The sequence below is a fragment of the Actinomadura sp. NPDC048032 genome, assembly GCF_040653175.1.
Taxonomy (GTDB): Bacteria; Actinomycetota; Actinomycetes; order Streptosporangiales; family Streptosporangiaceae; genus Spirillospora; species Spirillospora verrucosospora.
Genome location: NZ_JBEZJP010000056.1, coordinates 16,206 through 29,187, shown reverse-complemented (window position 1 = coordinate 29,187; position 12,982 = coordinate 16,206). Strand labels below are relative to the sequence as shown.

The window sequence follows — 12,982 nt, the reverse complement described above, 5'->3', positions numbered from 1 at the left end:
GCCGTGGCGGTGGCCGCGATCGCCGCCGGGATCGTCCTCACCCACCCGTCCCAGGGCAAAGCACGCTCCTGGAGACCCTGATGCGTCCTGTGTCCGTCCTCGCGCTCGCCGGCGCCGCCGCGGTGTCGATGTCCCTTCTGACGGCGTGCGGCGGTGACGGGGACGAGGCGGGCGCGGCGGGCGCCGTGGCCGTGACGGCCACCGACGACGCCTGCGAGGTCGCCAAGACCGACCTCCCCGCGGGCAAGACCACCTTCAAGGTCGCCAACAAGGGCTCCAAGGTCAACGAGTTCGAGGTGCTCAAGCCGGACGGCAAGATCCTCGCCGAGCGGGAGAACATCGGCCCCGGCACCAGCGTCGACTTCGTCGTGAACCTGCCCGCGGGCACGTACAAGCTGCTGTGCAGCGCCGGGCAGACCGGCAAGGGGCCGTCCCAGGACGTCACGGTCACCGGCGGCGCCGCCGGCGGCGCGGACCCGCGCCTGAGCAAGGCCGCGGCCGACTACAAGGCCTTCGTCATCGTCCAGACCGACGACACGATCGCCAAGACGCGGAAGTTCGTGGACGCGGTGAAGGCCGGCGACGTCGAGAAGGCCAAGGAGCTGTACGCGCCGTCCCGCGTCGGCTGGGAGACGATCGAGCCCGTCGCCGAGAAGTTCGGCGACCTCGACCCCAAGGTCGACGCGCGCGAGGCCGACCTCAAGCCGGAGGAGAAGAAGGACTGGTCCGGCTGGCACCTGCTGGAGAAGGCCCTCTGGAAGGACGGCTCGGTCAAGGGCAAGGAGAAGTACGGCGACCAGCTGCTGGCCGACCTCGGCACGCTGAAGTCGCGGCTGCCCGGCCTCACGCTGGACCCCGTCAACGACATGGCGGGCGGCGCGAAGGAGCTGCTGGACGAGGTCGCCACCGGCAAGGTCACCGGCGAGGAGGAGGCGTTCAGCCACACCGACCTCGTCGACTTCAAGGCCAACGTGGACGGCGCCAGGAAGATCTACGAGCTGCTCAAGCCGGTCGTCCAGGAGCACGACGCCCAGCTCGCCAAGGACCTCGACGACAACTTCGCGGGCGTCGAGGCGCTGCTGAAGAAGCACGAGAAGGGCGACGGCTACGTCTCCTACGACAAGGTCGGCGAGGACGAGCGCAAGGAGCTGGCCGACGCGGTGAACGCGCTGGGCGAGCCCCTGTCCAAGCTCGCCGCCGCCGTCGCCAAGTGATCCGGACGAGAGGAACGGCAGCGGCATGACGGGCGAAGGGACGCAGGAGCGGCCGGGCATGTCCCGGCGGCGGATGCTGGGGTTCTCCGGCGCGAGCCTGCTCGTCGGGGCCGCCGCCGGGGCCGGTCTGGACCGGGTCGCCTCCGCGGAGGAGGACGACGACGCGGGCGACGCGATCGCCTTCCACGGCGCGCACCAGGCGGGCATCGCCACCCCCGTGCAGGACCGGCTGCACTTCGCGGCCTTCGACGTGACGACGGGCGACCGCGACCGGCTCGTGCGGATGCTGAAGGAGTGGACGGCCGCGGCCGCCGCCATGACCGCCGGCCGGCCGGTCGGCGACGGCGCGGTCGGCGGCCCCTCGGTCGCGCCGCCCGACGACACCGGCGAGGCGCTCGGGCTGCCGCCGTCCCGGCTCACGCTGACGATCGGCTTCGGCCCGTCGCTGTTCGAGAAGGACGGCAAGGACCGGTTCGGCCTCAGGGCGCGCCGTCCCGCCGCGCTGGTCGACCTGCCGCACTTCCCCGGCGACAACCTCGACCCGGCCCGCAGCGGCGGCGACATCGCCGTCCAGGCCTGCGCGGACGACCCGCAGGTCGCGGTCCACGCCGTCCGGAACCTGGCGCGCATCGGGTTCGGGGTGGTCGCGGTCCGGTGGTCCCAGCTCGGCTTCGGCAAGACGTCCTCGACGACGCCGGACGCGCAGACCCCGCGCAACCTGTTCGGGTTCAAGGACGGCACCGAGAACATCGCCGGAACCGAGGCGGACCTGCTCGACCGCCACGTGTGGGCGGCCGGGGGCGACGGGGCCGACTGGATGGCGGGCGGCTCCTACCTCGTCGCCCGCCGCATCCGGATGCATATCGAGACCTGGGACCGCACGTCACTGCGCGAGCAGGAGGACGTCTTCGGGCGCAACAAGGGCGAGGGCGCGCCGGCCGGGCTGCGGAAGGAGCGCGACAAGCCCGTCCTGTCCCAGATGAAGCCGGACGCGCACGTGCGGCTCGCCCACCCCGACTCCAACCAGGGGACGCGCATCCTGCGGCGGGGCTACTCGTTCACCGACGGGTCGGACGGCCTCGGCCGGCTGGACGCGGGCCTGTTCTTCATCGCGTTCCAGCGCGACCCGCGGACGGGGTTCATCCGCGTGCAGAACTCGCTGGCCACCGACGCTCTGAACGAGTACATCCAGCACGTCGGGTCGGGCGTCTACGCGTGCCCGCCCGGCGTCCGCAAGGGCGGCTACTGGGGCGACACCCTCTTCGCCTGACGGGCCGCGGGCTAGCCCTGCCCGGCCCGCTCCGAGCGGATCCGCGCCACCACGTCGCCGGCGGCCGTCCTGATGGACTCCAGCTCCTGCAGGTAGGCCCAGTAGTCGGGGTGGGCGCCCGTGAGCCGCTGCGGCGCCCTTTCCAGCCGCTCGACGAGGGAGTCGAGCACGCGGGCGTGCTGGGGCGGGGCGCCGCCCGGCTGCGCCATGGCGAGCCGCTGGGCGTCGCGCACCGCGAACCGGACGCCCTCGACGGGCCCGGCCGGGTCCTCGGCGACCGCTCTCAGCTCCTCCACCCGCCCGGTGACCTGCCCGGCGCGGCGGTCGGCCGCGTTCAGCTCGGTGCGCGCGGCGGTGAGCGCCTGCTGCGCCCGCTTCCACTCGGAGCGGCCCGCGTGCGCTGACGCCTCGTTCAGCCGCTCGCGGGCCCGGGTGACGGCCGCCTCGATCGACTCGGGGGCGCCCTTGAGGTCCTGCCAGCACGCCTGCGAGTAGCCGCGCACGAGCACGCGCATCGCCTCCCGGACGCCCCCCGCGCGGTTCGCGACGGCGTCGGCGCGCGTCCGGACGGAGGAGAGCGAGTCGCGGACCTTCTGCGCCTGCCGGGGCAGCTCCGCGGCCGCCTCCCGCGCCCGCTCGGCGATCTCGCGGACCTCGTCGGCCGCGCGGATGGCGCCGTCGAGGCCGAGCCCGCCGAGCCCCTGGGAACCGAGCTGCGCCAGGACCTGCTTGGCGCGGTCCAGCTCCTGCTCCGGGTCGGCGGCGTCCATCCCGGCGGCCCTGGCCGCGGACACGGCGGCGTCGGCGGCGGCCACGGCGTCGCGGGCGGCGGTGAGGCGGGGCGGGAGCTGGTCGAGCGCGGACTCCAGCCGGGCCATCCGCGGGGCGAGGCGCTCGGCGAAGCCGTTGAGGTCCCCGGTGATCTTCTGGAGCCGCTCGGTGGAGGCGACGAACGCGCGCCGCGCGGCGTCGTACTCGGCCGGTGACCGGTCCCGGTCATCGAGGTCGTGGGCGTCCAGGACGGAGATGTAGGCCACCGAGGCGGCGTCGGCGGCCTCGGCGAGCCGGGTGAACTCCCGGCGGGCGGGCTCGGCCGCCTTGGCGTCCAGGTCCTCGAACACGGTGACGCGGCCGTCGATGTACTTCTGCGCCTGGTCCATGTCGTAGAAGGCGGCCGCGGCCGCCTCCCGCGCCTCGACGGCCCCGGCCGCCGCCTGTGCCCCGCGGCCGCCCCGGCGGCGCTGGTCGCCCGGTCCCCGCAACGCAGCCTCCCTTCGTCCGCCCCCCAGTCTGGCGCAACCGGCCCGGGTTTCGTCCATGCGGGAAGGCGGGCGGGTGCGCGGCGACGGCGGGGTGGCGACCGAATCACAAAGATTGTCGCCATCCCTTCATAAAGGATGGAACGGATAGCATCGCTGCAACGTCGATAAGGCTGGGCGCCCGTTCGGCGTCCGATCCGGCATGCGATCTTGGAGGCTCATCGTGCCCGTCAGCCTGAGCAAAGGCGGCAACGTCTCGCTCACCAAGCAGGCCCCCGGCCTGTCCGCGGTGACCGTCGGTCTCGGCTGGGACCTGCGCACGACGACCGGGACCGATTTCGACCTCGACGCCTCCGCCATGGTCCTGGACGCCTCCGGAAAGATCATTACGGACCAGCACTTCGTCTTCTTCAACAATCTGCGCACGCCGGACGGCGCGGTCGAGCACACCGGCGACAACACCACCGGCGCGGGCGAGGGCGACGACGAGCAGCTCAAGGTCAACTTCGGCGCGATGCCCGCCACGGCCGAACGGGTCGCGTTCGCCGTGTCGATCTACGACGCCGACAGCCGCGGGCAGAACTTCGGGCAGGTCCGCAACGCCTTCATCCGGGTGCTGAACCAGGCCGACGGTGCGGAGATGGCGCGCTACGACCTGACCGAGGACGCGTCCATGGAGACCGCCATGGTCTTCGGTGAGCTGTACCGCAACGGGACGGAATGGAAGTTCAGGGCGGTGGGCCAGGGGTACGCGTCGGGACTGGCCGGCATCGCGGCCGACTTCGGCGTCAACATCTGAACAGTCCGAGCAGTCTGGACAGGAAGGGAGCAGCCCGCACATGGGGGTCTCACTCGCCAAGGGCGGCAACGTCTCGCTGACGAAGGCCGCGCCGAACCTCACCGCGGTCACCGTCGGCCTCGGCTGGGACGTGCGCGCCACCACCGGCGCCGACTTCGACCTGGACGCCTCCGCGCTGATGCTGGCGAGCACCGGCAAGGTCATGTCGGACCAGCACTTCGTCTTCTTCAACAACCTGCGCAGCCCGGACGGCTCGGTGGAGCACACCGGCGACAACCTGACCGGCGAGGGCGAGGGCGACGACGAGTCGATCAACGTCGACCTCACCGCGGTGCCGGCCGAGTGCGAGCGCATCGTGTTCCCGGTCTCGATCTACGACGCCGACAACCGGCAGCAGAGCTTCGGGCAGGTCCGCAACGCCTTCATCCGGATCGTCAACCGGAACGACGGCAACGAGCTCGCGCGCTTCGACCTCACCGAGGACGCCTCCACCGAGACGGCCATGGTCTTCGGTGAGCTCTACCGCCACAACGGCGAATGGAAGTTCAGGGCCGTCGGCCAGGGGTACGCCTCCGGTCTGGCGGGCATCGCGATGGACTTCGGCGTCAACGTCGGCTGACCGCCGGCGCCCCCGCACCCCGGCCGCTCCGCCCGGCCGCCCTTCCTAGCAGAAATACGCGCATGATTCTTCGCACCTTCGGGTGGTCCTTCGGCGTCACGGTCGTCGGCCTGCTCCTCGCCCTGCTCTACGACGGGCCGACCGGGCTCGCCCTGGTCGCCGTACTGGCCGTCCTCGAGGTCTCGCTGTCGTTCGACAACGCCGTCGTGAACGCCAAGGTGCTCGACCGCATGAGCGCCTTCTGGCAGAAGATCTTCCTCACCGTCGGCATCGCGATCGCGGTGTTCGGCATGCGGCTGGTCTTCCCCCTGCTGATCGTGGGGATCACGGCCAAGCTGAGCCCGGTCGAGGCGTTCGACCTCGCCCTCAACGACTCGCACCGCTACCACCAGCTGATGAACGACGCCTACCCGATGATCGCGGCGTTCGGCGGCATGTTCCTGATGATGCTGTTCCTGGACTTCGTGTTCGAGGAGCGCGCCGACAAGTGGCTGCCGTGGCTGGAGCGGCCGCTCGCCCGCATCGGCAAGCTGGACCAGCTGTCGGTCGTCGTGGCGGGCGGCTCGCTGGCGCTCGTGGCGTGGCTGTCGGCCTCCGACCCGGGCAGCGTCATGATCGCCGGCGTGCTCGGGATGGTGACCTACATCCTGGTCAACGGGCTCGGGGAGCTGTTCTCCGAGGCGAGCGAGGACGACGACGAGGACGAGGAGGACGGCGCGGAGGCCGGGAAGAGCGGCGGGCGGAGCGGGCCGAGCTCCCTGGCCCTCGCCACGGGCAAGGCGGGCTTCTTCCTCTTCCTGTACCTGGAGGTGCTGGACGCCTCGTTCAGCTTCGACGGCGTCATCGGCGCCTTCGCGATCAGCACCGACCCGATCGTCATCGCGCTGGGCCTCGGCATCGGCGCCATGTACATCCGGTCGCTGACGGTGTTCCTGGTCCGCAAGGGCACGCTGCACGAGTACGTCTACCTGGAGCACGGCGCGCACTGGGCGATCGGCGCCCTCGCGGTCTGCATGCTGGTGAGCATCGGCCACCACGTCCCCGAGTGGATCACCGGCGGGCTCGGTGCCGGGCTGATCATCGCCGCGTTCGCCAGCTCCGTCGTCCGCAACCGCAACCAGGGCGGGGACTCTCCCGACTCGGCGGCGGGCGGCGGGCGGCCGCTGCACTCCAGCCAGGTCTGACCCGCGCCACGCGTACCCGGAACCCCGCGACACACATCGATCACTGGAGGAGCCGAACGATGTCCATATCGCTGCAGAAGGGGCAGAAGGTCTCGCTGGCCAAGCCGGGCGGCGGCACCCTGACGAGGGTCAAGATGGGCCTCGGCTGGGACGCCGTGGTCAAGAAGGGGCTGTTCGGCAAGGGCAAGGCGCAGTCCATCGACCTGGACGCCTCGTGCCTGCTGTTCGACGCGTCCGGCGACCTGGCCGACCAGGTGTGGTTCCGGCAGCTGCGCAGCAAGGACGGCTCCGTCCAGCACACCGGCGACAACCTCACCGGCGAGGGCGAGGGAGACGACGAGGTCATCAACGTCGACCTGCAGAGCGTTCCGGCGGGCGTCGCCCAGCTGGTGTTCACGGTGAACTCGTTCACCGGCCAGGACTTCTCCCAGATCGCGGGCGCGTTCTGCCGGCTGGTGGACGAGAGCACCGGCGAGGAGATCGCGCGCTACGAGCTGAGCGGCGCCGGGCAGCACAACGCGCAGATCATGGCCAAGGTGTCGCGGGACGGGCAGGGCTGGTCGATGACGGCGATCGGGGCGACCGCCACCGGCCGCACGTTCCAGCAGCTGCTCCCGGCCGTGGCGACCCACCTGTGCCTCGGGCATCTGTGCTCCGGACACCAGTGATCCGGCGCGGCCCGTCCGCCCGGGGGCGGCCCCCCTCGCCCCCCGTCGAGAGCACCGTCTGACGAGGGGTAAATGCGGCATTTCGACCATATTGACGCCGCGCGTCGCAAGCACCTGTTCTACCGGCACCCGCGCCCGTTCGGCCGGCACGACGATCCGGACGTGCTGGCGGTCGCGCTCGGCGCGACCCTGTACTGCCCGGCCACGCGCCCGGCCCTCGCCGCCGACGTCGAGCGCGCGGCGGGGCGCGGCGTGATGAGCATGGTGGTGTGCCTGGAGGACGCGATCGCCGACGACGAGGTCGAGGCCGGGGAGGCCAACCTCGTGGCGCACCTGCGGGCTCTGCACGCCCGCTCCGCGCCGGACGGCACGGAGGGCCCCCTGCTGTTCGTCCGCGTCCGCGACCCCCGGCAGATCGGCGACCTGGTCGGCCGGCTCGGCGACGCGGCGGAGCTCGTCACCGGGTTCGTCCTGCCGAAGTTCACCGCGTCCGGCGGTGGAGCGTTCCTGGACGCGCTGGAGGACGCGGCCGACCGCTCCGGGCGCCGGCTGCTCGCCATGCCGGTGATCGAGAGCCCGGAGGCCGTCTACGCCGAGACGCGCGCGGAGATGCTGCACGACGTGGCGCGGCTCCTCGCCAAGCACCGGTCCCGGATCCTCGCCGTCCGGCTGGGGGCGACCGACATGTCCGCCGCGTACGGGCTGCGGCGCCCGCCCGACCTGACGATCTACGACATCCGGCCCGTCGCGGGCGTGATCTGCGACGTGGTCAATATCCTCGGCCGCGCCGACGGCACCGGCCACGTGGTGACCGGCCCCGTGTGGGAGTACTTCTCGCAGGGGGAGCGGATGTTCAAGCCGCAGCTGCGGCAGTCGCCCTTCGAACGGCAGAGCGCCGCCCCGCTGCGGCAGCGGCTCATCACCTCCGATCTGGACGGGCTGATCCGTGAGGTGCACCTGGACAAGGCCAACGGGCTCACCGGCAAGACCGTCATCCATCCGAGCCATGTGGCCGCCGTCCACGCCCTGTCGGTGGTGACGCACGAGGAGTACAGCGACGCGGCCGACATCCTGGGCGTCACCGGGGGCGGCGCGATGGCCAGCTCGTACGCGAACAAGATGAACGAGGCCAAGCCGCACCGCGCGTGGGCGCAGCGGCTGATGCTGCGCGCCCAGGTGTTCGGGGTGGCCGCGGAAGGCGTCACGTTCGTCGAGCTTCTCGAAGCGGCGGACAGCCGGTGACGGGTTCCTGGGTGGGTTCGCGTCTGGGCGTCCGCCTCGTGGACGGCGCGCGGCCGGCGGGTGCCGGGCTCTCGTCGCTCGTGGGGCTCGCCGTGCGCCGCAATCCGAAGCGCGCGCATCTGCTGGTGTCCGCGGTGCTGGGCAAGCACGTGCCGACCGATCCGCGCCTGGTGTACGGGTCGGGGCTGCTGCTGGGCGAGCTTGTGCGCGCGCGCCTGCGGGGCGGCGAGCCGTCCCGCCCTGGTTCGCTCCTCCTGGACGGGCTGCGGGGCGAGCCGAACGCCGCCGCCGGGCTACGTGACCTCGTGCGCACGCCCCAGAACCCTGTGGACGCGATCGTGCTGGGTTACGCCGAGACCGCCACGGCCCTGGGGCATTCGGTGGCGGACGCTCTGGGTAGCGCGTACTACCTGCACTCCACACGGCGTCCCGTCGAGGGGTTCGCCACCTACGGCGGATTCGAAGAAGAGCACAGCCACGCCACGAGCCATCTGCTGCTCCCCGCCGACACCGCCCCGCTCGATCGCGACGTACCGATGGTTCTGGTGGACGACGAGCTCTCGACGGGCCGGACGGTGCTGAACACCATCGAGGCCCTGCATGCCGTCCGTCCTAGGAGCCACTACGTACTGGCGGCCCTGGTCGACTTGCGAGCCCCCGACGACCGGGCCCGGATGGACGATCTCGCCGTCCGGCTGGGTGCCCGCATAGACGCGGTGGCTCTGGCCGAGGGACGGGTCGGGCTTCCGGAGGGCGTCCTTGAGGCGGGGAAGGCACTCGTCGCCGGGATATCGTCACCGCCCTACATTCCTGAGGGGGGATCGGCGTTCGGAGTCTCCCGGGTCGGGCTGGAATGGCCTGCCGCACTGCCGGACGGCGGACGCCACGGTTTCCTGCCCGAGCACCGGACGCGGCTGGAGAAGGAACTGGCCCGGATGGGCGACGTCCTCTGGGGCAACCTCGGCGAAGAAGCCTCCCGTGTCCTCGTCCTTGGATTCGAGGAGCTGATGTACGCGCCGCTGCGCCTCGCGGAGGCGCTCGCCGATGCCCGGCCGGACGTGGACGTCCGCTACTCCACGACGACGCGTTCCCCTGTCCTGGCCGTCGATGACCCCGGTTACGCCATCAGGACCCGCCTGGTGTTCCCCTCCCATGACGACCCCGCCGACGGGCCGGGGGAGCGGTACGCCTACAACGTCGCCCCTGGGGCCGGTCAACGCCGCTTCGACAGGATCGTGTTCGTGGTGGACGACGTCGGCGACACCCCGGCGCTCGCCAACGGCCTGCTGGAACGGCTTCGCGCGCTAGCCCCCGTGACGGTCGCCACCGTCCCGTCCTACAGGAGAGCGTCGTGAAGCCGCTTTACGGGCCCGAGTTCGGCAGCTACCCCAGGGAAGACGTCGCCTGGCTGCTCAAAGACCTGTCCCGCGCACGGCTCGAAGCGCCCACCGAGGAACGTGAGGCGGCGATCCAGTCGGGACGGGCGCACTACGCCGAGTCGCTTCCGGTCGAGTACCAGCCGGGCCCGGAGTATCGGCGCCTGTTCCACGACGCGCTGGAGGCGTCCGCCGAGCGGCTCGCCTACGCCACCGGGCTGGTCACCGAGATGATCCTCGCCGAGCGCGGCCCGGACGCCGTCCTGGTGTCGCTGGCGCGGGCCGGGACGCCCGTCGGCATCCTGATGCGCCGCTGGGCCCGGTACGCGCACGGCCTGGACGTCCCTCACTACGCGGTCAGCATCGTCCGCGGCCGGGGCATCGACACGGTCGCGCTGCGGTATCTCGCCGAGCACCACGACCCGGCGTCCGTGATGTTCGTGGACGGCTGGACGGGCAAGGGCGCCATCACCAAGGAACTGACCGCCGCCCTGGCGGAGCACCCGTTCCCCTCCGATCTCGCCGTCCTGGCGGACCCGGGCCGCTGCACGTCCCTGTACGGCACCCGGGACGACTTCCTGATCCCGTCCGCCTGCCTCAACTCGACCGTGTCGGGCCTGGTGAGCCGGACGGTCCTGAACGACTCCCTCATCGGGCCCGGCGACTTCCACGGCGCGAAGTTCTACGCCGAACTGGCCGGCGACGACGTGTCGCGCTTCTTCCTCGACGCGGTCTGCGCGCGCTTCGGGCACGTGGCCGAACGCGTCGCGAAGGACCTGCCGGAGCTCCGCGCCGCCGACCGCGCTCCCGACTGGTCGGGATGGGAGGCCGTCCGGCGCAGCGCCGAGGCGGAGGGCATCGACGACCTGAACCTCGTCAAACCGGGGATCGGCGAGACCACGCGAGTGCTGCTGCGCCGCGTCCCGTGGAAGGTGCTCGTACGGGCCGACGCCGGGCCGGAAGTCACCCACATCAGGCTGCTCGCCCGCGAACGCGGCGTGCCCGTCCATGAGGTCGAGCCCGGACGGTTCCCCTACGCGTGCATGGGTTTCATCCATCCCCGGTTCGGCAAGGGGGCCGTGCAGTGACCGTCCTGGTGTGCTCCGACCTGGACCGCACGCTCATCTACTCGACCGCGGCCTTCGCCTTGGAGGGCCCAGACGAGACCATGCCGCGCCTACTGTGCGTGGAGTTCTACCAGGGCGCGCCGCTCTCCTACATGACCGAGACGACCGCGCGCACCCTGGAGGCACTCGCGACGGCCTCCACGTTCGTCCCGACGACGACGCGCACCTCCGAGCAGTACCGGCGCGTCCACCTCCTGGAGAAGCCGCCCCCGTACGCCATCTGCGCGAACGGCGGCCACATCCTGGTGGACGGCGAGGACGACCCGGATTGGGCGGCGTCCGTCCGGACCCGGATCGCCGACGGATGCGCCCCGCTCGCGGACGTCCAGCGGCGCCTCGCGACCAACGGCGGCGACTTCGTCCTCAAGCGGCGCACCGCGTCCGACCTGTTCGCCTACACGGTCGTGGACAAGGCCGCGCTGCCGTCCGGCTGGGTCGAGGACCTCGCCGGATGGTGCGCCGAACGCGGCTGGCGGACGTCCCTCCAGGGCCGCAAGGTCTACTGCCTGCCCGCGGGCCTGACCAAGGCCGCCGCCGCCGAGGAGGTCGCCCGCCGCGCCGGCGCCTCCATCATGCTCGCCGCCGGCGACGCGCTCCTGGACGCCGAGCTGCTGGAGGCCGCCGACCTGTCGATCCGCCCCGCCCACGGGGAACTGCACGAAACCGGCTGGACGGCCCCCGCCACCGCCGTCACCGCAGCGCGGGGCGTCGCCGCCGGCGAGGAGATCGCGCACTGGCTCCTGGCCCGGGCCGCGGCGCCGCAGATGTTCACAGGCCGACCTCCCGGCCGGTAGACAACCGTCGCCGCCCCAGGGGTCGCCGTGACGGCGATCTAGGGCCACAATCAAGGGTGCACCCTTCTCTCGCCCAGGAGGAGGTCACCTGGACCACATGAGCTCCCGTCTCACCGGCGACGAGACCGCGCTGTGGAAGGCCGCGGCCCGGGTCCTCGACGCGAACTGGACGGGCAACGCCACCGCCGCCTCGCCCGGCCTCTACCCGCACCAGTGGAGCTGGGACTCGGCCTTCATCAGCATGGGCCTGGCCCGCCACCGCCGCGACCGCGCCGAAGCCGAGCTGATCTCCCTGTTCCGGGGCCAGTGGGCGGACGGGATGCTGCCCCACATCGTGTTCAACACGCGGCTCGACCGGCGCGCCTTCTTCCCCGGCCCCGAACTGTGGCGCAGCGACCGGCAGCCCGACGCCCCGCGGGGCGTGCACACCTCCGCCCTCACCCAGCCGCCGCTGCACGCCCTCAGCGCCCTGCGCCTGCACGAGTGCGCCGTCGACGGGGAGAGCAGCCGGGCGTTCCTGGCCCGCCTGTACCCGATGCTGACCGCCCAGCACCGCTACCTGGCCCGCTGCCGCGACCTGGACTCCAGCGGCCTCATCGCCATCTGCCACCCCTGGGAGTCGGGCCTCGACAACAGCCCCGCCTGGGACCGCCCCCTCGGCGCGCTCCCGCTGCCCCCGTCCTCCTACGCCCCCGGCCTGCGCTCCCACGGCCTGCCGACCGGCGAGGACTACGACCGCTACGTGCGGCTCGTCGCGCTGATGCGGGAGGCCGCCTACCGGCCCGGCTACCTCCGCGACGCGCACCCGTTCGCGGTCGAGGACCCCCTCGTCAACGCCGTCTACCTGGCCTCCACGCACGCCCTCGCCGCCATCGCCGAGATCATCGGCGCCGACCCCGTCCCGCACCGCGAACGCGCCGAGCGCGTCCACGAGGCCGTCCTGCACCGCCTCTGGGACGCCGACACCGGCTGCTTCCGCGCCCGCGACCTGCGCGACGACCGCCTGCTCCCCGTCATCACCGCCGGCTCCTTCGGCCCCCTCCTGGACCCCGAACTCCCGGCCCCGATCGTCCGCAACCTCGTCGACCTGCTGCTGTCGGCCCGCTTCGCCGGCGCCGCCGGCTACCCCATCCCCACCTGCGACATCCAGGCGCCCGCCTTCGACCGCGCCGGCTACTGGCGCGGCCCCACCTGGATCAGCACCAACTGGCTCGTCTGGTACGGCGCCCTCGGCCACGACCTGCCCGTCGTCGCCGACCTGCTCTACGGCTCCACCATGCGGCTCGTCCGCCAGTCCGGCTTCCGCGAGTTCTTCGACCCGTTCGACGGCACCGGCCGCGGCAGCCACGACTTCGCCTGGTCGGCGGCCCTCGTCCTGGACCTCCTCGGGGCCCGCCGCGCCCCCCAGGCGGCCTGATCGCCTACCGTGG

At 72.3% G+C, this 12,982-nt stretch carries 12 protein-coding genes; 11 read left to right on the top strand and 1 reads right to left on the bottom strand.

Annotation, left to right across the window (positions count from 1 at the left end; translation table 11 throughout):
• Nucleotides 1-80 precede the first annotated feature (80 nt).
• Nucleotides 81-1,214 (top strand): iron uptake system protein EfeO, encoded by a 1,134-nt coding sequence (gene efeO / locus AB0C69_RS10900; protein ID WP_345174505.1) that lies wholly within the window; start codon nucleotides 81-83, stop codon nucleotides 1,212-1,214.
• Nucleotides 1,215-1,239: 25 nt separating this feature from the next.
• Nucleotides 1,240-2,484, top strand: coding sequence for an iron uptake transporter deferrochelatase/peroxidase subunit (gene efeB / locus AB0C69_RS10895; RefSeq protein WP_345174507.1), 1,245 nt, complete (start codon nucleotides 1,240-1,242; stop codon nucleotides 2,482-2,484).
• A gap of 11 nt (nucleotides 2,485-2,495) precedes the next feature.
• On the opposite strand, the gene AB0C69_RS10890 is transcribed toward efeB, so the two are convergent.
• Entirely contained in the window at nucleotides 2,496-3,746 is a 1,251-nt protein-coding gene (locus AB0C69_RS10890) for a molecular chaperone DnaJ (protein WP_360352487.1), read from the bottom strand.
• Nucleotides 3,747-3,966: 220 nt separating this feature from the next.
• Here AB0C69_RS10890 and AB0C69_RS10885 point away from each other — a divergent pair, with 220 nt between their 5' ends.
• The 9 genes from AB0C69_RS10885 (at nucleotide 3,967) to AB0C69_RS10845 (ending at nucleotide 12,969) form a co-directional block, all read left to right on the top strand.
• The gene (locus tag AB0C69_RS10885) at nucleotides 3,967-4,542 is read left to right on the top strand and encodes a TerD family protein (protein ID WP_149257552.1); all 576 of its coding nucleotides are present in this window, start codon (nucleotides 3,967-3,969) and stop codon (nucleotides 4,540-4,542) included.
• Nucleotides 4,543-4,582: 40 nt separating this feature from the next.
• Nucleotides 4,583-5,161, top strand: coding sequence for a TerD family protein (locus AB0C69_RS10880; RefSeq protein ID WP_345174511.1), 579 nt, complete (start codon nucleotides 4,583-4,585; stop codon nucleotides 5,159-5,161).
• 62 nt (nucleotides 5,162-5,223) lie between these two features.
• Nucleotides 5,224-6,345, top strand: coding sequence for a DUF475 domain-containing protein (locus AB0C69_RS10875; RefSeq protein ID WP_345174512.1), 1,122 nt, complete (start codon nucleotides 5,224-5,226; stop codon nucleotides 6,343-6,345).
• 59 nt (nucleotides 6,346-6,404) lie between these two features.
• A complete protein-coding gene (locus tag AB0C69_RS10870; RefSeq protein WP_360352484.1) occupies nucleotides 6,405-7,013 on the top strand; it encodes a TerD family protein in 609 nt (202 codons plus the stop codon).
• Nucleotides 7,014-7,085: 72 nt separating this feature from the next.
• The gene (locus tag AB0C69_RS10865; protein WP_360352482.1) at nucleotides 7,086-8,255 is read left to right on the top strand and encodes an HpcH/HpaI aldolase/citrate lyase family protein; all 1,170 of its coding nucleotides are present in this window, start codon (nucleotides 7,086-7,088) and stop codon (nucleotides 8,253-8,255) included.
• Nucleotides 8,256-8,266: 11 nt separating this feature from the next.
• Nucleotides 8,267-9,610 (top strand): phosphoribosyltransferase family protein, encoded by a 1,344-nt coding sequence (locus tag AB0C69_RS10860; RefSeq protein WP_360352480.1) that lies wholly within the window; start codon nucleotides 8,267-8,269, stop codon nucleotides 9,608-9,610.
• The gene (locus tag AB0C69_RS10855; RefSeq protein ID WP_360352478.1) at nucleotides 9,607-10,719 is read left to right on the top strand and encodes a cysteine protease StiP family protein; all 1,113 of its coding nucleotides are present in this window, start codon (nucleotides 9,607-9,609) and stop codon (nucleotides 10,717-10,719) included. Before AB0C69_RS10860 ends, AB0C69_RS10855 begins: the two co-directional genes overlap by 4 nt.
• Nucleotides 10,716-11,552 (top strand): HAD family hydrolase, encoded by an 837-nt coding sequence (locus tag AB0C69_RS10850; RefSeq protein WP_360352476.1) that lies wholly within the window; start codon nucleotides 10,716-10,718, stop codon nucleotides 11,550-11,552. Before AB0C69_RS10855 ends, AB0C69_RS10850 begins: the two co-directional genes overlap by 4 nt.
• A gap of 97 nt (nucleotides 11,553-11,649) precedes the next feature.
• The gene (locus tag AB0C69_RS10845; RefSeq protein WP_360352474.1) at nucleotides 11,650-12,969 is read left to right on the top strand and encodes a hypothetical protein; all 1,320 of its coding nucleotides are present in this window, start codon (nucleotides 11,650-11,652) and stop codon (nucleotides 12,967-12,969) included.
• Nucleotides 12,970-12,982 lie beyond the last annotated feature (13 nt).